General features: G+C 70.3%; 21 protein-coding genes. 8 read left to right on the forward strand and 13 right to left on the reverse strand.

The window, feature by feature from the left end; all coding sequences use genetic code 11:
* Nucleotides 1-72: 72 nt before the first annotated feature.
* Nucleotides 73-693, reverse strand: a complete 621-nt coding sequence (locus AB0M35_RS11285; protein WP_363744492.1) for a hypothetical protein — start codon at nucleotides 691-693, stop codon at nucleotides 73-75.
* A 614-nt stretch (nucleotides 694-1307) separates the two neighbouring features.
* Between AB0M35_RS11285 and AB0M35_RS11290 the strand changes: the two genes are divergently transcribed.
* On the forward strand, nucleotides 1308-1826 hold the full coding sequence (locus tag AB0M35_RS11290; RefSeq protein ID WP_363744120.1) for a hypothetical protein: 519 nt from the start codon (nucleotides 1308-1310) through the stop codon (nucleotides 1824-1826).
* Here the strand turns inward: AB0M35_RS11290 and AB0M35_RS11295 are convergent.
* A complete protein-coding gene (locus AB0M35_RS11295; protein WP_363744122.1) occupies nucleotides 1759-2013 on the reverse strand; it encodes a hypothetical protein in 255 nt (84 codons plus the stop codon). The two genes, AB0M35_RS11290 and AB0M35_RS11295, sit on opposite strands and share 68 nt — an antisense overlap.
* Before the next feature lie 252 nt (nucleotides 2014-2265).
* Here AB0M35_RS11295 and AB0M35_RS11300 point away from each other — a divergent pair, with 252 nt between their 5' ends.
* The gene (locus AB0M35_RS11300; RefSeq protein WP_363744494.1) at nucleotides 2266-2994 is read left to right on the forward strand and encodes an HD domain-containing protein; all 729 of its coding nucleotides are present in this window, start codon (nucleotides 2266-2268) and stop codon (nucleotides 2992-2994) included.
* An 8-nt stretch (nucleotides 2995-3002) separates the two neighbouring features.
* Here AB0M35_RS11300 and AB0M35_RS11305 read toward each other — a convergent pair whose 3' ends face one another.
* The 3 genes from AB0M35_RS11305 to AB0M35_RS11315 all read right to left on the reverse strand — a co-directional run bounded on the left by AB0M35_RS11305 (nucleotide 3003) and on the right by AB0M35_RS11315 (nucleotide 6206).
* The gene (locus AB0M35_RS11305; RefSeq protein ID WP_363744124.1) at nucleotides 3003-3578 is read right to left on the reverse strand and encodes a hypothetical protein; all 576 of its coding nucleotides are present in this window, start codon (nucleotides 3576-3578) and stop codon (nucleotides 3003-3005) included.
* Between the two features lie 45 nt (nucleotides 3579-3623).
* On the reverse strand, nucleotides 3624-5153 hold the full coding sequence (locus tag AB0M35_RS11310) for a plasmid pRiA4b ORF-3 family protein (protein WP_363744126.1): 1530 nt from the start codon (nucleotides 5151-5153) through the stop codon (nucleotides 3624-3626).
* 120 nt (nucleotides 5154-5273) lie between these two features.
* Complete coding sequence (locus AB0M35_RS11315; RefSeq protein WP_363744128.1) at nucleotides 5274-6206, reverse strand: hypothetical protein; 933 nt, start codon at nucleotides 6204-6206, stop codon at nucleotides 5274-5276.
* A gap of 372 nt (nucleotides 6207-6578) precedes the next feature.
* On the opposite strand from AB0M35_RS11315, the gene AB0M35_RS11320 reads away from it, so the two are divergent.
* Both AB0M35_RS11320 and AB0M35_RS11325 read left to right on the forward strand, forming a co-directional pair.
* Nucleotides 6579-6812, forward strand: coding sequence for a hypothetical protein (locus AB0M35_RS11320; protein WP_363744129.1), 234 nt, complete (start codon nucleotides 6579-6581; stop codon nucleotides 6810-6812).
* 222 nt (nucleotides 6813-7034) lie between these two features.
* Nucleotides 7035-8465, forward strand: a complete 1431-nt coding sequence (locus AB0M35_RS11325; RefSeq protein WP_363744131.1) for a cellulase family glycosylhydrolase — start codon at nucleotides 7035-7037, stop codon at nucleotides 8463-8465.
* A gap of 94 nt (nucleotides 8466-8559) precedes the next feature.
* Here AB0M35_RS11325 and AB0M35_RS11330 read toward each other — a convergent pair whose 3' ends face one another.
* The 7 genes from AB0M35_RS11330 to AB0M35_RS11360 all read right to left on the reverse strand — a co-directional run bounded on the left by AB0M35_RS11330 (nucleotide 8560) and on the right by AB0M35_RS11360 (nucleotide 16645).
* Entirely contained in the window at nucleotides 8560-9216 is a 657-nt protein-coding gene (locus AB0M35_RS11330; protein WP_363744133.1) for an ATP-binding cassette domain-containing protein, read from the reverse strand.
* The gene (locus AB0M35_RS11335) at nucleotides 9213-10211 is read right to left on the reverse strand and encodes an ABC transporter ATP-binding protein (RefSeq protein ID WP_363744134.1); all 999 of its coding nucleotides are present in this window, start codon (nucleotides 10209-10211) and stop codon (nucleotides 9213-9215) included. Before AB0M35_RS11335 ends, AB0M35_RS11330 begins: the two co-directional genes overlap by 4 nt.
* A complete protein-coding gene (locus AB0M35_RS11340; RefSeq protein WP_363744136.1) occupies nucleotides 10208-11077 on the reverse strand; it encodes an ABC transporter permease in 870 nt (289 codons plus the stop codon). Before AB0M35_RS11340 ends, AB0M35_RS11335 begins: the two co-directional genes overlap by 4 nt.
* The gene (locus AB0M35_RS11345; RefSeq protein WP_363744138.1) at nucleotides 11074-12108 is read right to left on the reverse strand and encodes an ABC transporter permease; all 1035 of its coding nucleotides are present in this window, start codon (nucleotides 12106-12108) and stop codon (nucleotides 11074-11076) included. The genes AB0M35_RS11340 and AB0M35_RS11345 overlap by 4 nt, the downstream gene beginning before the upstream one ends.
* On the reverse strand, nucleotides 12075-13664 hold the full coding sequence (locus AB0M35_RS11350; RefSeq protein ID WP_363744140.1) for an ABC transporter substrate-binding protein: 1590 nt from the start codon (nucleotides 13662-13664) through the stop codon (nucleotides 12075-12077). The genes AB0M35_RS11345 and AB0M35_RS11350 overlap by 34 nt, the downstream gene beginning before the upstream one ends.
* Before the next feature lie 278 nt (nucleotides 13665-13942).
* Nucleotides 13943-15001, reverse strand: a complete 1059-nt coding sequence (locus AB0M35_RS11355; protein WP_363744142.1) for a sporulation protein — start codon at nucleotides 14999-15001, stop codon at nucleotides 13943-13945.
* Nucleotides 15002-15166: 165 nt separating this feature from the next.
* A complete protein-coding gene (locus AB0M35_RS11360) occupies nucleotides 15167-16645 on the reverse strand; it encodes a glucose-6-phosphate dehydrogenase (protein WP_363744144.1) in 1479 nt (492 codons plus the stop codon).
* Nucleotides 16646-16849: 204 nt separating this feature from the next.
* On the opposite strand from AB0M35_RS11360, the gene pgi reads away from it, so the two are divergent.
* Nucleotides 16850-18484, forward strand: a complete 1635-nt coding sequence (pgi, locus tag AB0M35_RS11365; protein ID WP_363744496.1) for a glucose-6-phosphate isomerase — start codon at nucleotides 16850-16852, stop codon at nucleotides 18482-18484.
* 441 nt (nucleotides 18485-18925) lie between these two features.
* Nucleotides 18926-19225, forward strand: a complete 300-nt coding sequence (locus AB0M35_RS11370; RefSeq protein WP_363744497.1) for a BON domain-containing protein — start codon at nucleotides 18926-18928, stop codon at nucleotides 19223-19225.
* A 344-nt stretch (nucleotides 19226-19569) separates the two neighbouring features.
* Here AB0M35_RS11370 and AB0M35_RS11375 read toward each other — a convergent pair whose 3' ends face one another.
* Nucleotides 19570-20145 carry an STAS domain-containing protein gene (locus tag AB0M35_RS11375; RefSeq protein ID WP_363744146.1) on the reverse strand — a complete coding sequence of 192 codons (576 nt, stop codon included), beginning with the start codon at nucleotides 20143-20145 and terminating at the stop codon, nucleotides 19570-19572.
* A gap of 211 nt (nucleotides 20146-20356) precedes the next feature.
* On the opposite strand from AB0M35_RS11375, the gene AB0M35_RS11380 reads away from it, so the two are divergent.
* Together AB0M35_RS11380 and AB0M35_RS11385 are read left to right on the forward strand one after the other, a co-directional pair.
* The gene (locus AB0M35_RS11380; RefSeq protein ID WP_363744148.1) at nucleotides 20357-21463 is read left to right on the forward strand and encodes an L-dopachrome tautomerase-related protein; all 1107 of its coding nucleotides are present in this window, start codon (nucleotides 20357-20359) and stop codon (nucleotides 21461-21463) included.
* 106 nt (nucleotides 21464-21569) lie between these two features.
* Entirely contained in the window at nucleotides 21570-21740 is a 171-nt protein-coding gene (locus AB0M35_RS11385) for a hypothetical protein (RefSeq protein WP_363744150.1), read from the forward strand.
* The last annotated feature ends 84 nt before the right edge of the window (nucleotides 21741-21824 follow it).

The following is a 21824-nucleotide window of genomic DNA, read 5'->3' on the forward strand; positions in this document are numbered from 1 at the left end:
TGAGGACACGATAGCTTGAGCCTTTTATCGATCTATCGATGTGTCACATCTCGGCCACGAGGCATCCTTGTCTCACAAGAGCACGTCGGACTCATCCGATGACCGCATGGACGGCAGGCGCCGACGATCACCCTTGTACACCACCCGAAACCCGAGATGCTGTGCCAACGGTGCCCAGCGCGTCGACCGGGCCAGCAACTCGACGCTGTTGACCTTGCCACCGTTGACGAGCCGGTTGAGAATGACCGTTTCGAACGCCGCCGACTCGATCCAGTCGATAGTCTTCGTGAACCCGCACACCATGGAGGCTTGCGTCTCTTCGAGGAATTCCGCGAGTGCGCTATCAGAGGAACGCAGAGCAGAGCAGCTCCCGAAGTAGAGTCGCTTGCCGGCGCATCGACCCGCCATCCAACCAGCGATCTCCTTCAGCCTGACGGAGTGCGAGTCGGACAGATGAACCTCACTTGGCGACCCATGGAGGGCAAAGAATCCGACCTCGTAAGCGGAGTACTTGTGAGTCAGCCAACGATCTAGGAAGTAGCGCAACTCCTGCGGTGTGGCGGTGTCACGGTGGATGAAGCGGATGGCGCCCAACCGCTCAAGCAGTTCAAGGGTCGGCAGCACAGAGCCGCGTTCGGCGAGGTTGTTGTCCCATTGGCCCTCAACACAGAAGACTCCTCCCGGCTTTGCCACGGCACTCCTCTCGGCTGATTTCCAGGCGCGCCGACCATAGCGAAACCTGTCATCGTCTGCGTACCGCTGACAGCACCACCACTCATGGCCGGCAGTGTCTCCAGTCCAGCCGATCGGGCGAAGCACGCGCGCTGCGCCGTCAATAGACTGCACCTCCACATGCTGACGGAACGCATTGTGGGCAAACGATCTCAGCCCTGAGCAGGTGAAGTGTCCAAATACGATCCTCTGCGCGATTACCTCCGCCGACGAACCGGCGAGGTCAGGTGCACGCTCGACCAGGTCTCGGACCTGGTACCGGGCGGCCTTCCGCCCTCCGCCTACCGATACGAGGCATGGTGGGCGAACAATGACCGCACCCACCCGCAGAACAGATCTTGGGGTGACACCGGTTTCACCGCTCATCCCGATCTTGAACGTGGCCTCGTCAAATTCGTTCCGATAGAGGGCTGCTCTGATGACGGCGACATCAACTTGTGGCTGCAAAGGGGAGGCCCCGCCCCGCGACACTTACATCCTTGACCACGGTTTCCAGTTCAATCCCGCGACCTGGCAGCGGTGGCTGCCGGCCGGGATAGACATGCCGGACTGGCTGCGAACGGCCTCCGCCGCTGGTGGCTGGCCCCGCGTCACCAGACGCGACTTGTTGGACGGCCGGAGCCAACGCGCAGACCGGCCGCGACGCGATGGACATCTTGATCGGTGCGTACGTTTGGGGCAGTGGACTGCCCGGCGGGCGAGGACCCGTCCGGCTACGAAGAATCCTTGACCTGAACGAAGATCGCACAGCGTCGCACCTCGGCGGGGCACTCCGCGTCCTGCGGACGGAGGGATCCCTTGCGGCGTACGCGACTCTTCGTCTGGGAGGTGAATACCGTCTGAGAGGGCTGGGCGTCCAGAGCCTGGCGTACCACCACCTGCGGTGGGTCAAGAGTGAAGTCTCGACGTCGGTGCACCCGTACGCCGGGCCGGCTGCGCAGGCCCCCGCCGAACGGCGCGGTCAGGTGCACCAGATCACCGGTCGGCTGCCGGCGCAGCCCCACACGTCGAGCGCGGTGAAATGGCTCAACGCGCCACGCCCTTGGGCCAGGCGTACGCCGCGCGGCATCGCAGGGCGGGGTCGAGTCGGCTGAATGCCGGTCTGCTCGGACATGAGTCGCCGAGCAGGTGGGCTGCCACGAACACCTCGGGCAGCACCCGCACCAGCTCACCGTTGCCGCAGGCCCGCTGCAGAATCCACTCCGGCACCACTCGCTCGGCAGGCGTCCGGGTGCCCAGCCCGCCACCCCGCGCCACCAGTTCCCGCAGCACCCCGTTCACGCCGCGACCCTGCCCACCCCCGCCGCACCGGCGCAACCTCCCCACCCTGCCCTGTGGACACGCCGCTGTCCTGTGGAAATCCCTGCCTGGCCGCGAAAGCTGCCACGGGGCACCCGAGCGGTGACAGCTCAGCTGCCCCCTGCCGGCATGTCGTCCAGCCCGACCCATACAGCCGACCAAGCGTGACGACAGCAATCAGGTGGGGCCGTGCGCCGTCGGGATCACGTGGTGGAGATCCGATATAAGAGACGGATGGAGTTGCCGCCGTATCTGGCCACCATGCCGATGCACGCCATCACCGAGATGCACGGTGAGGCGGGCCTGCGGGAGAGGTTCCGGCTCGAGGGTGAGGCGTTCGACGCTGACGCCCGGCGTCGGCTCGACGAGGCGTTGGAGTTGGCCGCCCGGCTGCACCGCGACGACCGGCGGTCCCGGGAGCCGTACGTCAACCACCTGTTGCGGGTGGCGATTCGGTTGATGCACCACTACCAGGTACGCGACGTGGACGTGATCGTCGCGGGCTTGCTGCACGACGCAGTGGAGGACCATCCGGCGGAACTGGCCGGCGAGGCGTACAGCGGGGACCTGACCACGGCGGCGTTGGCGGTGCTCGCCGACCGGTTCGGTACGCGGGTGGCGCGCCTGGTCGCGGCGGTCACCAACCCACCGTGGGATCCGCGGCGGGACCGCAACGAGCAGTACCGCGAGCACATCGTGGCCAGCCTCGACCGGGAGCCGTGGGCACGGGTGATCAAGGTTTCCGACTTCACCGACAACGGTGTCGGGGTCATCCACTCGGTCGGGCCGAAGGTGGAGGCGTTGGCGCGCAAGTACCGTCCGCTGGTGCCGGTCTTCCGCGATCTGGTCACCCGGGCCGACACTCCCCTGTCCGCGCCGGTGCGCCAGCACATCCTCGACCAGCTCGACCTGGCCGAGGAGCGGTTCAGCGCCATCCTCGACCAACCCGCGCAGCGTGCCTGAGCGTCACGTCAGGCGCGACCACCATCGTCCGCGCCACCGGTCGCCGGTTTCAGCGCCGGTGGGCCGCTGTGGCGTGGGTAGAGCCGATCGACCAGCAGGGCGGCCTGAGCTACCGAGCCGCTGCTGACGCCGAGGCCACCGCGCGCCGCGTCGTAGAACTGGTCCCGGGCCTCGTTGGCACGGTGCAGCAGGTCGGGCAGCCGGTCGGTGGCGGAGCCGTCGCGGGCCAGGCGTTCGACCTCCCAGACCGCGTCGCGCCACGCCCGGGCGGCGGTCACCGTCGGGGCGTCGCCGAGCAGCAGTACGTTCTCCCAGGCGATGGTGTGCCGGAAGTTGGCATCGGTCAGCGCGGCGAGTTCCTGCTCCCGGTCAAGGTAGCCACCGATCAGCCGGCTGGCGACGGTGTGCACCTCCTTGAGCGCGCGGGCGAATTCGGCGTACGCGTCGAGCCGCCGCTCGTCCCAGCGCACCGTCTGGCGTCGGCGCCAACGGGCGCGGTCGGCGAGCGACGTGGCCACGATCGTGCCGACGGTGCCGACCAGCACACCGAGCAGGGCGGGCAGCTGCGCGACGAGGTTCCCCATGTCGCACAGCCTGCCAACCGTCGGCAAACCCGGCGGCTGGTGGCGTCAGCGCAGCCGTTGCAGCGCGGCGGTGATCGCCTTGGCGTCGAAGCGGGCCGGGTCGAAGGGGGTGGATTCGGCCAGGCCCAGCCAGTCGCGGCGGTCCTGGTGCTCGGGATGCGTGGGGTCGGCGAGGATCTCCACCAACTCCGCGTAACCCCAGACGCCTCCGCAGTCCTCCGGTGGGGCGGCCCGCCGGCCACCGACACAGCGCGGGTACGTCACGGCCGGATCAGGGTCGAGGATCTGTTCCACCAGGATGTCGTGCTCCCAGCTGTCGCCGAAGTCGTAGGTGTAGTGGAGCTTGTCGTTCACGGCGGTCGCGACCTGCTCCAGGGTGACCCGCGACTCGGCCCGGTGACCGAGTTCTGCGTCCGGACGGCCGAAGCTGCCGTACGGGGTTTCGAAGACGTGCAGGTGACTGTCGTCCCAGTCGAAGGCGACCTGAATCAGCGTGTGCAGCCGGGCCAGCGTGATGTCCCCGGGCACGTCGAGGCGGCGCCAGATCGGCGGACGGGCTCCCTTCAGGCCGACTTTGATCCGGTAGATGGGGGCCGGCCCGGCGGACTTCTTCCGCTTGGGCGGCAGGGCAGCGGTGCGGGGTCTCGGTACGGCACCTCTTCGTCCACGCCCCGGTATGCGGTCCAGCAGCGCGGAGATCGAGGCGATGTCCAGTTCGCCGTCGTGCCGGTGACGGGGCAGGCTGGCCGGCTCGGGCAGCGCCCGTAGCCAGCTGCGCAGGAGCAGGGCGAACGGCCGGTAGCCGGGGCCTTGCTCGTCGTCGAGGAGGTCGTCCACGTCGCGGTCATGGTCGTGGTCGGCACGGATCTCCAGTGCCTCCTGCACGGCGCGGCGGAAATCGGCCGGCTGAATCTCCTCGTCCCGGAGGGAGACGCCATCGGCCCGCAGGTCGGATCGGAGCGAATGGCGCGCAGCTTCCCACTGGTCGGGGTCGATCAGGAGGATCTCCTGCGCGGCGCCACAGTCGAGGGGGTCGACCACCACGAACACGGCCAGCGACCGGCCGGCCCGTTGGAACATGCCGGCCAGCAGGAAGGTCTCCCCCATCGGGTTGAGGAACTGGCGGCATTCCTGTGCCACGACCGGGGTGTCCAACTCGGCGAGCCAGGCCGGCGCGTCGACGCCGGCCTCGGCGAGCCGACCGGCCGCCTGTGCCGCGAGGCGGCTCGTGTCGCCGTCGCAGATTGCGGCGATACCGGCGAGCATGGCGCGTGCCGGTGCCGTGGCTGTCGTCTCCAGCGTCGGTACGAACAGCTCCGGCAACGCCCGGTCGAAGTCCTCCCCGACGAGGGCACCGGCCGCCAGGAACATCGAGGCGGCCACCTCGATTTCCGTCGGGTCCTGCATCGCGCTCAAATCGACCAGCGGCATCAGGCCGTCGAGTTGCTCCGGCGTGGGCTGGGCCCCGGCGCAGTGCGGGCAGTCACACTCTTCCGGCGGGTCCACCACGACGAGCGGAGCACCGCGTCGGACGGATCGACTCTTCGGCTTACGGCGACGACTCACGGGACTCACGCACCGCAGTCTGCCCTATGTCGATGACGTGACGATGCATAGGCACGGCATGTCCGACGCCCACCACATGCAACGACACGGCGGGGACCCGATCGGGTCCCCGCCGTGATCGCGTACCGGTCAGGAGGTGAACTTGTCCAGCGCCAGCTCGACGGCACCGTCGTCCGGCGAGGCGTATGCCTTCATGGTCGACTTGTTGTAGGAGATGAAGCTCGGGCAGCGGACCGCCGGAGCGTTGATCCGGCCGCCGTCACCGATCTTCTCGCCGGTCTTGGCGTTGTGGAAGGTCAGGGTGTAGCGCGCGGAGACGTAGTCGACCGTGATCTTCTTGTCGTCGCGGTCCTTGTAGTCGCACTTGCGCGGCTCGCCCTCGCTGCCCTCCTCGAAGGTGAGGCAGCCGACGACCGAGACCTTGGACCAGTCCGCGACCTTGGCGTAGTACGGCTTGTTGTAGCCGACCGACTTGCTCAGCCAGGACTGCGGGCGCTCCGGAGAGTTGGCAAAGGTGTAGACCTTGGCGCTCTTCGCGCTGGTGTACGGCGCGGCGTTGAGGATGGGGCTGCCGTCGCAGACCGCCGACATGTCGCTGGAGCTGCGGGCGGTGATCGCGTTGTTGTTGTCCGGCTGCTCCTCGTCCACCGGCGGCGGTGCCGCCGAGGGGGATTCGGAGGTCTGCGGAGCGGCAGCGGACGGGCTGCTCGACCCGCCGGCCAGCGGGGTGGGGTTGTCTTCGTCTTCGGAGAGCATGAAGTAGCCGATGGTGCCGCCGCAGGCGACGAGCACGGCCATCACCGCGGCGCCGATGCCCAGCCCCAGCCAGAGGCCGTTCTTCGACTTCTGCGGCGGTGGGGCGCCATACGGCGGCGGGGGCGGTGGGACCGGCGCGCCGTACGGCGACGGGTAGCCGGAGTGACCGACCGGAGAACCGGGCGGCATCGGCTGACCGACCGGGGAGCCCGGCGGAAGCGGTCCGACCGGAGAACCGGGCGGGTTGCCCCAGGCACCGGCGTTCGGATCCGGCTGCCCCCCGTACGGCGGGTAACTGTCACTCATGTGTGGCCCTTGTCAAAGTCGAGAGGTTCGCTGGCACATGATCAGGGTCAGGGTAGTGATCGGCGCAAACTCGCGCACGGTCACGCTGCGGCGATTCCGTAACGTGAGCAGGTCGGCGGCCACATTCACCACCGCTGGTGTCGACTCCCGTGCAGGCTGCGACGACGCGATCCGGCGGTGCGGACGAATGGGGCAGACCGCCGCAGCGAGGTGTGGTATTTGCCATAGGGCAAACAGGCTCGCCTGCGGTGTCGATGACGCCAGGTTGGCCGCTACCGCTTGGGCCACCGACGAGCCCACCGCTTGCCGGTCCCGTGTGGCGGGAGCCGCCGGCGGGTACCTGACGGCCACCGGCACGAGGGAGGATGAGAGATGACCACCGATCCCAGGTACACCCCGATCGCGGTCACCGCGGCGGGCAAGTTGGTCGTCGACGGCGGGGACACCGACGGCGGCGAGGTGGTGGGCGCGGACGACGCGGCGGCCGATGCCGCCCGGGCGGGCGCGGACATCGACCTCAGCGAGGCGCGGCGCGACACCGACCCGACCCCGGTGGGTGCCGCCGATGCCGAGGCCGATCGGCGACGCGCGGCCGACCAGAGCTGAGCGGTACGCCGACCACGACGCCCCGGGGAGCGCTTCCCGGGGCGTCGACCGTTGTCGAGACTTCGATGCATCGAAATATTGCGTCATTGTTTCGACCCGACGTAGGCTCTCGTGGGAGCGCTCCCGGCCATCGTCCAATGTGGCCGGAAGTGCCGTACCCCCACCGAGCCGTACCCGTCCACCAGGCCCGCAACCACCACGACCAGATTGCGACGGTCCACTATGAAGCATCCCCCGTCCCGTCCACGACGTCTCCTGGTCGCGGCCGGCGCCGTCGGCGCGCTGACCCTCGGCGCGCTCGCAGGGCTGCCCACCACCAACGCGATGGCCGCGACCGGCTGCTCCGTGACCTACACGACGAACAGTTGGTCCGGCGGGTTCACCGCGAGCGTCACCGTCACCAACCTGGGCGCCGCGGTCAACAACTGGACCCTCGGATTCAGCTTCCCGGACAGCGGGCAACGCCTCACGCAGGGCTGGTCGGCGACCTGGAGCCAGAGCGGCAGCGCAGTCACGGCGCAGAGCGCGAGCTGGAACGGCGCCCTGGCCACCGGCGCCAGCACCAACATCGGCTTCAACGGCAGCTTCACCGGCAACAACCCGTCGCCGACCTCGTTCACCCTCAACGGCACGGTCTGCACCGGCTCGACCACCACTCCCCCGCCCACCACGCCGCCACCCACCACCCCACCGCCGACCACGCCCCCGCCGGGGCAGACACCGGTGCAGATCAACGGTCAGCTGCGGGTCTGCGGGGTCAACCTCTGCAACCAGTACGGGCGGCCGATCCAGCTGCGCGGCATGAGCACCCACGGCATCCAGTGGTTCGGCAACTGCTACAACAACGCCTCCCTCGACGCCCTGGCCACCGACTGGCGGGCGGACCTGTTCCGGATCGCCATGTACGTGCAGGAGCAGGGTTACGAGACCGACCCGGCTGGCTTCACCAACCGGGTCAACAACCTGGTCGAGGAGGCCACCCGGCGCGGGATGTACGCGATGATCGACTTCCACCTGCTCACTCCGGGTGACCCGATGTTCAACCTGGAGCGGGCCAAGACCTTCTTCGCCTCGGTCTCCGCCCGGCACGCGTCGAAGAACAACGTGATCTACGAGATCGCCAACGAGCCCAACGGGGTCAGCTGGTCGACCATCAAGAACTACGCCGACCAGGTCATCCCGGTGATCCGGGCCAACGACCCGGACGCGGTGGTCATCGTGGGCACCCGGGCCTGGTCCTCACTGGGCGTCTCCGAGGGATCCAACCACACCGAGATCGTCAACAACCCGGTCAACGCCAGCAACATCATGTACGCCTTCCACTTCTACGCCGCCTCGCACCGGGACAACTACCGGGCCGAGGTGGAGCGGGCGGCGGCCCGGCTGCCGCTGTTCGTCACCGAGTTCGGCACGGTGGACTACACCGGTGACGGCGGTGTCGACCTGGCCAGCAGCACCCAGTGGCTGGACCTGCTGGACCGGCTGAAGATCGGCTACGCGAACTGGACCTTCTCCGACAAGGCCGAAGGCAGCGCTGCGCTGCGGCCGGGCACCTGCAACGGCAGCAACTACACCGGCACCTCGGTGCTGACTCCTTCCGGGGTCTTCATGCGGGAGCGCATCCGTACCCCGGACAACTTCCCGACCAGCTGATCCATAGCGCCACGACGGCCCCGGGGAGTGTCCCCGGGGCCGTCGACGTCCTCGGCGACCGACGCACCGTCGCCGACAGCCCGACCGGCAGTCGTCACGGCAACTCGACGACGCGGTCGGCCCACCGCGCCAGCAGGGCGGGGTCGTGACTGATCACCAGCACGCCGGCCTCGTGCCGGCCCTGGAAGTCCCGGACGACCGCCGCGACGTGCGCCTGGGTGGAGGCGTCCAGCATGGCGGTCGCCTCGTCGCACAGCAGGTACGAGGGACGGTGCACCAACGACCGGGCCAGGCAGGCCCGTTGCAGTTGGCCGTCGCTGACCGCGTGTGGGCGGCGGGTCAACAGGTCGGCGGTCAGCCCGACGGTGTCGGCGAGTTCAGCGGTACGCTCGCGGACCTGCTCAGGCGGGGTGCCGGTCGCGCGCAGCGGCTCGGCGATGAGGTCGGCCAGGGTGAGCCGCGGGTCGGTGGCGGCGCGTGGACTCTGGAACAGGATCGCCACCCGGGTACGCACCGTCACCGGCACCTGATGGCGCGTGCCGGTCACCGGCGTACCGTCGATGCTGACGTGACCGGAGTCCGGTCGGTGCAGCAGCGCCAGCAGTCGGGCCATCGTGGATTTGCCGCTGCCGGACGGGCCGCGCAGTCCCACCGTCTCACCGGCGGCGATGTGCAGATCCACCCGATCGAGCACCCGCTGCTGGTCGTAGCTCGCGCTGACCTGGCAGGCGGCCAGGGCGCGGCCGGTCACGCCGGCACCTCGGCGGGCACCTGGGCGTGCTCAAGCGGATGGTGGCAGGCGACCTGACCGGTGCGGACACCGGTGAACGCCGGCTGTACTCGGCAGGCCGGGGTGGCCCGGTCGCAGCGGGCGGCGAACGCGCAGCCACCGGGCAGGTCGGTCAACATCGGCGGATACCCCGGCACCGGCCGGAACGCCCGCTGCGGCAACGCGTCGAGCAGCGCCGCGCTGTACGGGTGCCCGGGTGCTTCGAACAGCGCCTCGGTGGGGGCGTGCTCGACGATGCGGCTGGCGTACATGACCGCCACGGTGTCGGCCACCCGCTGCGCCGCGACCAGGTCATGGGTGATCAGCAGTACGGCGGCTCCGGCGTCGCAGCGCCGGCGCAGCAGGTCGAGGGTGTGATCGACCAGCGGGCGGTCCAGGCCGGTGGTCGGCTCGTCGGCCAGCAGCAGCGGCGGGTCGGGCGCGAGCGCCAGTGCGGTGGCCAGTCGCTGGGCCATGCCACCGGACAACTCGTGCGGGTAGCGGTCGAGGTCGGCCGGGTCCAGACCGACGTCGACGGCGAGGCGGTCGGCGGCGGCAGGGGCGTCGGCGCGGGCATGGCCGTGCGCCCGCAGCGTCTCCATCAACAGCCGACGGCCGGTACGCACCGGGTTCAGCGAGGTCGCCGGGCTCTGCGGCACCAGCCCGACGACCCGCCCGCGGACCTGCCGGGCCAGTTGTCGCGGCGCGCAGGCGAGCAGGTCGAGCGGCGATGGCCGACGGACCCCGTCGCCGGTGCGTAGCAGGGCGCTGCCGGTGACCGTGGCGTTGCCGGGCAGCAGGCCGAGCAGGGCGTGGGCGAGGACCGACTTGCCGCACCCGGACTCGCCGACGACGGCGACGAGTTCACCGGGGCGGATGTCCAGATGCAGGTCGGTGACGGCGTGGACGACGCCGTCAGGCAGTTGGAAGCGGACCGTGAGCCCGGCGACGGCCAGCAGCGGATCGGTGGTGGTCACAGTTGCAACTCCGCGCGTACCCGGGGGTCGAGGCGGTCCCGCCAGCGGGCGGTGAGCGCGGCCAGCGCGAGCGTGACCACGATCAGCAGCAGGCCCGGGGTGAGGCTGGCCCACCAGGCACCGGCGAGCAGCGAGCCCCGACCGTCGTTGATCATGTTGCCGAGGGAGGCCAGGTGCGGGGGCAGGCCAAGACCGAGGAAGGACAGCGCGGTCTCGTGCCACACCGCGTGCGGGATCATCAGGGTGGTGGCCAGCGCGAGCCGGGGCAGCACGTGCGGCAGCAGATGCCGGGTGAGCACCCGCAGCCGTCCGGCGCCGCCGGAGACGGCCGCGTCGATGAACGGTCGGTTCCGCAGGCTCAGCAACTCGGAGCGGACGATCCGGGCGGTGGACAGCCAGTGGGTGAGCCCGACGGAGAGCACCACCGCACCGAGGCTGGGGCGCAGCATCGCCACGATGAAGATGCCCAGCAGCAGGTGCGGCATGGCTGCGATGGTGTCCACCAGCCGCATCAGGACCCGGTCGACCCAGCCGCCGATCGTGCCGGCGAGCGCGCCGACGGCACCGCCGATGACGGCGGCGACCAGCGCGGCGACGACCCCGACCAGCAGCGACACCCGCAGCCCGTAGATGCTGCGCAGCAGCACGTCGCGGCCGAGATCGTCGGTGCCCGCCGGGTGTGCCGCCGACGGCGCCAGCCGGGTCTGGGACAGGTCGATCGCGCTCTGGTCCAGCGGCCAGAGCACCGGGGCGAACAGGCAGGCGAGCACGGCGACGGCGAGCACCGTGGCGGCGATGGACGCGCCGAGGCGGCCCGGACGGAGTCGGGGCAGTCGGCGTACCCGGGTGAGGACGGCGGCGGTCATTCGAGGCGTACCCGTGGATCGGCGGCGGCGTAGGCGAGGTCGGTGGCGAGGTTCGCGGCCAGCACCACGACGGTGGTCGCCAGGGTGGTCGCCGCCAGCAGCGGGAAGTCGCTGCCCAGGGCGGCCTGCACGGTCACCGCGCCCAGGCCGGGCAGCGAGAACACGGTCTCCACCAGCACCGCACCACCGACGAGTTCGGGCAGGTGGGTGCCGATCAGGGTGAGAAACGGCAGCAGGCCGGTACGCAGCGCGTGACCGAACAGGACGGTGCGCCCGGGCAGGCCACGGGCGCGGGCGGCGAGCACGTGGTCGTCGCGCAGGCTGTCGGCGACCGAGTCGCGGATGAACAGCACGAACCACGGCATCTGGGACAGTGCCAGCACCCCGACCGGCAGGATCAGGTGCCAGGCCACGTCGAGCGGATCGGTGCCGGTGGCGGTGATGTCGGTCAGGCCGCCGGCCGGCAGCCAGCCGAGGCTGAGCGCGAACACCGCGATCGCGGCCAGGCCGAGCCAGAACGACGGCACCGACTGGATCGCGTACGCGGTCGTGCGCAGCGCCCGGTCGAACCAGCCGCCCCGGCGGTACGCGGCGAGGGTGCCCAGCAGCAGGCTGGCCACCAGCACCACGACCAGGGCGGCACCGACCAGCAGCAGGGTCCAGCCGGCGCGGGCGGCCAGCACGTCGACCACCGGCTCGTGTCGGCTGGTCGACCAGCCCAGGTCGCCCCGGAGCAGGTTGCCCAGCCAGCGGAGGTACTGCACCGGCAACGGGTCGTCGATGCCCCAGTTGGCCCGGATCTGGGCGAGGTTCTCCTCGCTGGTGGTGAAGGCCGCCGCACCGGCGTACTGCTGGGCAGGGTCGATCGGCGAGGCCGCGCCGAGAGCGAACATGCCGGCGCTGGTGGCGAAGAGCACCGGCACGGCCACCAGCAGCCGGTTGCGGATCACGCGGCCGGCGCCGGTACGCCGTCGACGCCGGGCTCGGGTCGGGGCGGTCACGATCGTCGGGTCCAGGTGTGGATGTTCCACCAGATGCTGTTGGCCACGTCGTGCTCGTGCGGCTCGACCCGGGGCACCACACCGTTCACCGAGTCGCGCACCACGTAGGTGTGCTCCAGGTAGGTGAGGAACACCCACGGCATGTCGGTGGCCAACTGCCGCTGGAAGGTGGCGTAGGCGGCCTTGCGCCGGGCCGGGTCGGCCTCGGCCCGACCGTCGCGCAACGCCTGGTCGGTCACCTGCGAGGCGTACGAGCCGGGGTTGAAGAAGCCCTGCCCGGCGAAGTCGGAGTGGAACAGCTTGTAGGAGACGAAGTCCGGGTCGTACGGGGTGCCGTAGCCCATGATCAGGGCGTCGGAGGCCATCCGGGGAGTGATGGCGTCCCAGGTCAGTCCCTCGGGGGTGATGGCGATACCGACCTTCTTCGCGTCGGCGGTGACCGCCAGGGCGAGTTCCTTGCGCAGGCTGTCGGCGGCCGGGTACATGAGACTGAAGGCGGCCCGGGTGCCGTTCTTGACCCGGATGCCGTCCGGGCCGGGCCGCCAACCGGCGGCGTCCAGCAGTGCGGTCGCGGCGGCCGGGTCGGCGGTCGGGTTGCCGGCCACGGACGGGTCGGCGAACTCCGACGACGGCGGCACCGGCCCGTACGCCGGCTCACCGGCCCCGCCGAGGACACCGTTGACCATCGCGGCGCGGTCGACGGCGGCGTTGAGGGCGCGACGCACGGCCACGTCGGCGGTGACCGGGTTGCCCATCGGCAGCATGACGCCCCGGTAGTCGGCGGTGGGCGCCTTGTACACCCGGTAGCCGGGCTGGGCGTCGAAGCCGCTGGCCAGCTTGGGCGGCAGTTCGGCAGCGTCGAAGTCGCCCGAGCGGGTGCGCTGGGCGCGGACGTTGTCGTCGGGGACGAAGGCGACCACGACTGCGCTGTTGGCGGGTCTGCCACCCCAGTACCGGTCGTTGGCGGCCAGCACCAGCCGGTCGCCCGGCGTCCACGAGGTGACCCGGTACGGTCCGGTGCCGATCGGTTGCCGGTTGAAGCCGGCCTTGTTGATGTCCTGTCCGGCGAACGCGGCGGCCGGCACGATGCCCAGGGTCAGTCGTTGCAGGAACGGCACGTAGGCGTACCGGAGGGTGAAGACCACGGTGGCGTCGTCCGGCGCGGCGACCGAGGCGAGCATGTCCAGGTCGCTGCGCAGCGTCGAGTCGACCTTCTCGTCGAGCACCGCCTGGTAGGTGAAGACGACGTCCCGCGCGGTCAGCGGGGTGCCGTCGTGGAAGAGCACCGCGTCGCGCAGCCGCGCCGTGACGGTCTTCCCGTCCTCGGAGAAGGCAGGCAGCTCCCGGGCCAGCGCCGGGACGAGTTGGTTACGCTCGTCCCGGGCGACCAGCCCGTCGAAGATCAGCGAGCCGCCGTCGACGCCGTAGTTGAGCACCGGGTTGAGGGTGTCCGGCTCTCCGGCGGTCGCCACGATCAGGGGGGCGTCGGCCGCAGCGCCTGACGAGGTGGTCGGCGACGAGCAGGCGACGAGGGCGAGCAGCAGCGCGGCGCTGACGGCCAGCCGTACACCGGTCGATCGGGACATGACTGTTACCGCTCCTCGCAGGTGACGACGATAGGTGCGGCGTCCGACCCGAGGTGATCAGCCGGCAGGCCGCCCCACGAGTGCGATCTTGGATCGCCACAGCGCCATACTTGCGTAGTTGCAAACCTATGGCAATAAGGCACGCTGTGGTCAATGCCACGTTCCGACCACCCCACGCCGAACCGGGCCACACCCGTTCGCTCCGCGCCGCCCACGCCTCGGGCAAATCTCAGCTCACGCCGGTAAAGCCCAGCTCACGCGCGGGTAAACGGCTCCGGTCACTCATCGCCGCCGTCGTCCCCACCGTCGTCGTCGCCGAAGGAGTCGAAGACCTCCTCGGCAACCATGCCCCCGGCGAAGCCGAGCGCCGCACCGCCCACCACACCGGCGGCCACCGCGCCCATTCCGGACCCACCCCGCTCGTGATGCTCGTGGTCGTGGCCGTAGGCGGGCTGATGCGGCGGATACCCGGCCGGCGCCCCATAGCCCGGCTGCCCGTACCCGGGTGCGCCGTATCCGGGTGCGCCGTAGCTGGGTGCGCCGTAGCCCGGCTGCGTGGTGCGGTACTGCTCCAGGGCCTCGCGGAGCCAGCCGTCCACCACGGCCACCCAGTCCAGTCGCTCGGCGTCGGCGTGCGCGACCCGGTAGCGGCCGTAGGAGTCGTGGCCGCCGGTGAACAGGCCGCCTCGCCGGTCGAACTCCAGCACGATGTCGACGCCCTGCTCGTCGGCCAGGAAGGTCAACTCGACCTCGTTGACCCCGTGGGCGTACTGCGGCGCGGCGAAGTACTCGATCTCCTGGTAGAACGGCAGGGTCTGGTGCACCCCGGCGATCTGCCCCCGTTCCAGGTCGGCGCCCTTGAACTGGAAGCCGAGCTGGCCGAACGCCGCAAGGATGCGCTCCGGCACGGGCAGCGGGTGTACGTGCACCGGGTCGAGGTCACCCTTGTCGACCGCGCCACGGATGGCGACCTCCGTACGCAGCCCCATGGTCATGCCGGGCAGGCGTTGCCCGTAGACGTCGGTCACCGGGGTCTGGATCGGGATCTGAATCTGGAACGGCAGGGCCACCTGCTGCCCCTGCGCCAGGCGCAGCCCACCCGCGACCTGCGTCCGGTGAAACTCGACGGTGGCGTCGTAGTCGCCCTCCGCGCCGTCGATCTCGACCCGGGTGACCAGTCCCACGGCGATGTGGTCGATCTCCACGTCGTGACTGCCGCCGGTCAGGTTCACCTGACCACCGAGCATCAGCCCGGGACGGGTGCTCGGGTTGGACAGGACCGTGTCGACGCTGGGCCCACCGATCCCGAAGGCACCCAGCATCTTCTTGAACACCACGAGCATCTCCCTCGCCTACGGGGCGGGCGCGGCGCACGGCCCGAACGCGAGACTTTCACGCGAAAACCGTTGCGCCGCAACGGGATCGGCCCCGTCCATGGTGGATCCCGTCGGGTCGGGAAGCTAACACCACCGCCTGAGAGGTAGCTGAGAGGCATCGAAATGTCACCGCTGGTGAAAATTCCTCGCGGCCGGTCGGGGCGGACGCCACCCGGCCACCGGGCCGAGCAACGAGTCGACGGGCCCGGTGGATCCGGCCGCATACTCCCGAAGCGGCACCGCACCCGCCTTCCAGGCGGCCAGCACCGGCTCGACGATGCGCCAGCACTCCTCGGCGACGTCGCCACGCACCGACAGGGTCGGATCCCCATCGAACGCGCCGCGCAGCACCTCGCCGTACGCCGGCAGGTCACCGGGGCCGAATTCCGCGGTCAGGTCGACCTGGTCCAGGTCGAAGGGGTCACCGGGACCGTTGATGTTGAGGTCGAGACCGAGCCGGTCCGGTCCGAACCCGATCCGCAGCCGATCCGGACGCTCGTACCCGGTCAGCCCGTCGGGCACCCGGTCCGGCTGCCTGAAGGTGATGACCGCCTCCTTGCGTACCCCGGCCATGGCCTTGCCGGAGCGCAACCGGAAGGGCACCCCCGCCCAACGCCAGGTGTCCACGGTCAACACCAACTCGGCCAGCGTCTCCGTGCCCCGGGACGGGTCGACGCCCGGCTCGTCGGTGTAGTTCGGCAGCCGGCGCCCCGCGATCTCGCCCGCCGTGTACCGGGCACGCCGGCTGGCCACCACCGGGTCGTCCTGCCACAGCCGGGTGGCCCGCAGCACCTGGGCCATGCGACCCCGCAGTTCCTTGGCCGCGAGGCTGGGCGGCGGGTCCATCGTGAGCAGGGCGAGCACCTGGAGCAAATGGCTCTGCACCATGTCCACCAGCGCGCCCGCGCCGTCGTAGTAGCCGGCCCGCCCCTCCAGCCCGAGGGTCTCGTCGAAGACGATGTCCACGCAGGCCACGTGGGTGGAGTTGAGCACCGGCTCGAAGATCCGGTTGGCGAAGCGCAGGCCGAGCAGGTTCAGCACCGTCGACTTGCCGAGGAAGTGGTCGATGCGGTGGACCTGTTCCTCCGGCACCAGGGTGGCCAGCAGATTGTTCAGCGACCGGGCCGAGATCCGGTCGACGCCGAACGGCTTCTCCAGCATCAGCCGGGTGCCGGGCGGCACGCCGATGCGGGCCAGCGCGGCGGCCGACCGGGCGGCCACCATCGGCGGCAGCGCGAAGAAGATCACCAACGGTCCCGCGCAGTCGCCCAGCAACCGCCGCAGATCGTCCTCGCGGGTCACGTCGGCGGGCACGTACCAGCTCTGGCGGATCAGTTCGGACTCCCGGGGGCCGTCCGCGCCGACGGTGGCGAAGGACTCGGTCACCCGGCGGCGCCACCGCTCGTCGTCCCAGTCGTCCTTACCGCTGCCGATCAGCCGCAACCCGGGCACCGCGCCGCTGGCCACCAGCCGGCCCAGGCCGGGCAACAGCAACCGACCGGCCAGGTCGCCGCTGGCGCCGAGCACCAGCAGGGTCTGCGGTATGCGGGTGGTGGTGGGCTTTGCGGGGGCGGCTGCGGGGGCACTCGGGGCCGACGTCGTCATGCCTCCACGATGCCCTGTGCCCGTCGCGGGCTGCAGCGCACCCTCGACAGTCCGCCTGGCGGACACGCATGGCACCGGTGACCCCTGCAGATCGTGACCAGTCGCGGCGTCGGGGAAAGCATGGCGATCTTTGTATGGCAGGCTGGTCTCATCCGCCGGCCGGACACGGCGGTGACCCGATCCTGCGAGGAGACGATCGATCCGATGGCTGCGGACGTCACCACCACCGACGAGTGGCAGGCCCTGCGCAAGCACGCCGACGAGATCCGCGCGACGCATCTGCGGGACCTGTTCGCGGGTGACCCCGAGCGGGGCGAACGGCTGACCGTCGAGGTGGCCGACCTTTACGTCGACTACAGCAAGAACCTGGTCACCGACGAGACGCTCGGGTTGCTGACCGCGCTGGCCGAGCGGGTCGGGCTCGCCGACCGCATCGCCGCGATGTTCGCCGGTGAGCACATCAACGGCACCGAGGACCGGGCCGTGCTGCACACCGCGCTGCGGCTGCCCCGGGACGCCGCGCTGACCGTGGACGGCCAGGACGTGGTGGCCGACGTGCACGCCGTACGGCAGCGGATGGCGCAGTTCGCCGAGCAGGTACGCGCAGGGCAGTGGCGCGGGCACACCGGCGAGCGGATCCGCACCGTGGTCAACATCGGCATCGGCGGCTCCGACCTGGGGCCCGTGATGGCGTACGAGGCCCTGAAGGCGTACCGCGACGGGGGCCTCAGCTGCCGCTTCGTGTCGAACATCGACCCGACCGACATCGCCGAGGCCACCGCCGACCTGGACCCGGCGACCACCCTGTTCGTGGTGGTGTCGAAGACCTTTTCCACCCAGGAGACCCTGGCCAACGCCCACCAGGCCCGACGCTGGCTGCTGGCCGGGCTCGGCGCCGACGAGCAGGCGGTGGCCAAGCACTTCGTCGCGGTCAGCACCAACGCGCAGCGGGTCGCCGACTTCGGCATCGACCCGGCCAACATGTTCGGCTTCTGGGACTGGGTGGGCGGCCGGTACTCGCTGCCGTCGGCCGTCGGCCTGGCGGTGATGCTCTCCATCGGGCCGGCGCGCTTCGACGAGATGCTCGCCGGCTACCACGCCGTCGACGAGCACTTCCGCACCACTCCGCCGGCCCGCAATGCGCCGGTGCTGCTCGGGCTGCTCAACGTCTGGTACACCAACTTCCTCGGCGCGCAGACCCACGCGGTGCTGCCCTACTCGCAGTACCTGCACCGGTTCCCGGCGTACCTGCAACAGCTGACCATGGAGAGCAACGGCAAGTCGGTCCGCACCGACGGGCAGCAGGTGTCGTACGACACCGGGGAGATCTTCTGGGGCGAGCCCGGCACCAACGGGCAGCACGCCTTCTATCAGCTCATCCACCAGGGCACCCGGCTGATCCCGGCGGACTTCATCGCGTTCAGCGAACCGAACCACGACATCGGCGAGATGCACGACCTGTTCATGTCGAACTTCTTCGCCCAGACCGCTGCGCTGGCCTTCGGCCGTACCGCCGAGCAGGTCGCTGCCGAGGGCACCCCGGCGGAACTCGTACCGCACCGGGTGATGGCCGGCAACCACCCCACCACCTCGATCGTGGCCGACCGCCTGACCCCGGCCACCCTCGGCCAACTGGTCGCCCTCTACGAACACATCGTGCTCACCGAGGGCGCGATCTGGGACATCAACCCCTTCGACCAGTGGGGCGTCGAACTCGGCAAGGTGATGGCCAACCAGCTCGCCCCCCTACTCACCGTCGACCGGCCCGACCTCGACGGTCTCGACTCCTCCACCGCCACCCTCATCCGCCGCTACCGCACCCAACGCCACCGCCCCTGACCGCTCCCCCGCCTTTCGCGGAGTTGATCAAGAGGTTTCGGTCACGGCACGCCGCCACACAAGACCAACCTTCTCAAGGTCACGCTCGATCCAGGATCGAGTGGTTACCTTGTCGCTCTGATGCCACTCGATCCCTGATCGAGCGTGACCTTGCAGAGGAGGGTGTGCGCTCAGGTCGCTTATTGTTTCGAGGACTTGCGACCGTGGCCCGGCCAGGCTTGGGTCGAGTTCTCCTCGTTGTTCCGCTTGGCCTCTTACCGCGTCGCTGCTGACCTGGGACAGGCCCGATCAGGTGGGCATGGGCACCGACTGGCGGCGGGATCTGTCACGCAACTGTCATCCAACCGTGCGGTCGACTCCAAGGTCCTTGCGCAAGGTAATCACCGATCGGGACGGCGCGTCGGGTTGCCGGCCTCGACGACGAAGGAGACCGCTGTGGTGATGCCGTGGCCCTGGCCGATGCCCGACGATCATTCTTTCCGCGCACTGTGGGACGAGCCGCAGGACCATGACGAGGATGTCCGTCTCGCTGCGCTGGTCGCCCAGCGGCTGAGCGCCGACTGGACCACCCGTCGGCAGCAGATCACGGTGATGGTGCAGAACCGCGTAGTGATCCTCACCGGCCTGGTCGCCGGAGCGGAGACCCGGCGGGCCGCCAGCGAGTTGGCCTGGGATGTCGAGGGCGTTGCGGACGTCTGCAACGCCCTACGGCTTGCCGGGCACCGGCGCGGCCGTCGCTGAGTTCCGACCCGCTCGCGCCGCCCGGCACCGGCGAGCGCGAGCGGGTCGGACATCACCACCCACTCACCAACACCCCACCCCACCCCCACGCACCCACGCACCCACGCACCCACGCACCCACGCACCCACGCGATCTTGCACTTTTCGTCGTGACAAATCCGGCGGGAAGCCGCAAAAGAGCGACCGAAAGTGCAAGATCGCCGCGCCGCAAGATCGCCGCGCCGCAGGCTCGCCGCGGGAACGAGCGTGGACCCGTGCGGGTCGTGGGGGCAGGGCGCGAGGCCGCGCCGGGCGGACGTGGAGCCGGGCGCGCGGACGGGCCTCAGGCGGCGGGGTGGGGTGGGTCAGGAGGCGGCGCTGGCGGGGGCGGCGCCCCGGTCGGCGGTCAGGTGGGCGAGGGCTGCGGTGCGGGTGTCCGCCACGGCGAGCACCGCGTGGAGGCCGGTGACTCGTAGGACCTGGCGGATCAGCGGCGACGTCACCGCGACGCAGAGCCGCGCACCGCGTTCGACGGCGTCGTGATGGGCGCGGACGAGCAGGCCGAGGGCGGTGGAGTCGATCAGGTCGGTGCGGACGAGGTCGACCAGCACGTGGCCGCCCATGTCGGCCGCGTGCCGTAGCGCCATCCGCAGGGTGTCGCCGGTGTCCAGGTCGACGTCACCGGCGACGGTCACCACCGTCACACCGCCGAGGTGCTCGATGCCGAGGATGCCGCCAGGCAGGGCGCCGGGTGCCGGGCCGAGCCGGATGCAGTGGGCGCACCGGTGGGGACCGTCGGCCAGCGGAGATCCGCCCCAGCCGTGCTCCGACAGCAGGGTCCAGACCACTTCACCGTCGGCAGGCGGACGCGTACCGGTGACGCTGTCCCCGCAGTTGTCACAGGTCAGGGTGGCCAGTTGGGCAGCCAGGACGACGGCCATACCGGGCTCCTTCCCACGTCGCGATGATCGGCCACCACCCTGCACGGGTCAGGTGGCGGGTACCGCGCGGACACATGACGGTTGGGTGACGAATCGACTTCCGGCGGGCGACGGGTCGGATGGCTGACCTGCTGGCCGCCGCATGCCCGCCGACCTGCAACCATGACCATGAGATACGAATGCGGCACTGTGCGCTACGGGAGGCCGAAGGATGCGGACCGGACTGCCCACCGACGAACCAGTCGGCACGCTGGAGGTCGTACATCGATTCCGGGGGCCGATGCCGACCGGGGTGACCGTCTCGCACCACGGGCGGATCTTCGTCAACTTTCCCCGCTGGGGCGACGAGGTGCCGGCGACCGTGGTCGAGCTGCGCCGCGACCGTGAGGTTCCCTATCCCGACCTGCGCTGGAACTCGCCCGCCGGCAACAACGACGCGTCGGCGTTCGTGTCGGTGCAGAGCGTGGTGGTCGATCCCGCCGACCGGCTCTGGGTACTCGACACCGGCAGCCCGATGTTCCAGCCCACCGTTCCCGGTGGGCCGAAGCTCGTACGCATCGACCTCGACACCAACACGGTCGCCCAGGTGATCACCTTCCCGCCCGAGGTGGCGCTGCCCACGTCGTACCTCAACGACGTGCGCTTCGACCTGCGGCGAGGGACGGCGGGGATCGCGTACATCACCGACTCCGCGGACGGCGCACCGAACGCGATCATCGTGGTGGACCTGGCCAGCGGCACCTCGTGGCGGCGACTGAACGACCACCCGTCCACCAAGGCGGAGTCGCTGGCGAACTTCCGCCCGGTGGTGGAGGGTCGGCCGTTCCTGGTCCGGCCGCCGCAGGGCCCGCCGCAGCCGGTGGGGGTGGGCGCGGACGGCATCGCGATCTCCGCCGACGGCTCCCGGCTTTACTACTGCGCGCTCGCCTCACGCCGCTGGTTCAGCGTCGCCACCGACCCGCTGGCCGATCCCAACGTCGGCGAGGGCGAGGTGGCCGCGACCGTACGCGACGAGGGTGACAAGGGTGGCGGCGCCGACGGGCTCGAATCCGACGACGCGGGGCGGCTCTATCTCACCAACTACGAGCACAACGCGATCCTGCGGCGACGCCCCGACGGCGAGTACGAGACGGTCGTCCACGACCCGCGCCTGCTGTGGCCCGACACGTTGAGCGTGGCCAAGGACCGGCACCTGTACGTCATCGCCAACCAGGTGCACCGGCAGCCCACCTTCAACCGTGGCCGGGATCTGCGGCGCAAGCCGTACGCCCTGTTTCGGACCCGGATCGACGCGGGGCCGGTCCTGCTGCGGCCCTGACGGCGGAACGCCCCCGATCGGGTGGTGGTTGCTCCGGCCGGGACGACCACCCGCGGGCACCCGCATAGCGTCGGTGGGACGTGACCCCGAGGTGAGGAGTGCGCCGGTGACCGAGCCGGAGGAAGACCAGGAGAAGACCCGCAAGACCGATCAGGTGCTCTTCTCCCCCGACGGCGATCCGCACCACACCCTGGCGGAGGCGCCACAGCCCGACGAGCACCTGTCGGTGCGGTTCACCCACGACGACGAGACCGAGGTGGTCGACGACGAACAGTGACCAGCGTGACGCGGCTTGTCACCGCGCACCCCACGACTGATAATCATCAATGTTCCTGAGCCGGACGAGATCGGGCACCGGGCA

Origin of the sequence: Micromonospora sp. NPDC051196, from assembly GCF_040682415.1 — a bacterium.
Taxonomy (GTDB): Bacteria; Actinomycetota; Actinomycetes; order Mycobacteriales; family Micromonosporaceae; genus Micromonospora.

Coding starts and splice junctions, on each gene's coding strand:
- AB0M35_RS11300 (WP_363744494.1), top strand. CDS start 2,266: ATGGAGTTGCCGCCGTATCTGGCCACCATGCCGATGCACGCCATCACC.
- AB0M35_RS11305 (WP_363744124.1), bottom strand. CDS start 3,578: ATGGGGAACCTCGTCGCGCAGCTGCCCGCCCTGCTCGGTGTGCTGGTC.
- AB0M35_RS11315 (WP_363744128.1), bottom strand. CDS start 6,206: ATGAGTGACAGTTACCCGCCGTACGGGGGGCAGCCGGATCCGAACGCC.
- AB0M35_RS11320 (WP_363744129.1), top strand. CDS start 6,579: ATGACCACCGATCCCAGGTACACCCCGATCGCGGTCACCGCGGCGGGC.
- AB0M35_RS11325 (WP_363744131.1), top strand. CDS start 7,035: ATGAAGCATCCCCCGTCCCGTCCACGACGTCTCCTGGTCGCGGCCGGC.
- AB0M35_RS11340 (WP_363744136.1), bottom strand. CDS start 11,077: ATGACCGCCGCCGTCCTCACCCGGGTACGCCGACTGCCCCGACTCCGT.
- AB0M35_RS11350 (WP_363744140.1), bottom strand. CDS start 13,664: ATGTCCCGATCGACCGGTGTACGGCTGGCCGTCAGCGCCGCGCTGCTG.
- AB0M35_RS11360 (WP_363744144.1), bottom strand. CDS start 16,645: ATGACGACGTCGGCCCCGAGTGCCCCCGCAGCCGCCCCCGCAAAGCCC.
- pgi (WP_363744496.1), top strand. CDS start 16,850: ATGGCTGCGGACGTCACCACCACCGACGAGTGGCAGGCCCTGCGCAAG.
- AB0M35_RS11370 (WP_363744497.1), top strand. CDS start 18,926: ATGCCGTGGCCCTGGCCGATGCCCGACGATCATTCTTTCCGCGCACTG.
- AB0M35_RS11375 (WP_363744146.1), bottom strand. CDS start 20,145: ATGGCCGTCGTCCTGGCTGCCCAACTGGCCACCCTGACCTGTGACAAC.
- AB0M35_RS11380 (WP_363744148.1), top strand. CDS start 20,357: ATGCGGACCGGACTGCCCACCGACGAACCAGTCGGCACGCTGGAGGTC.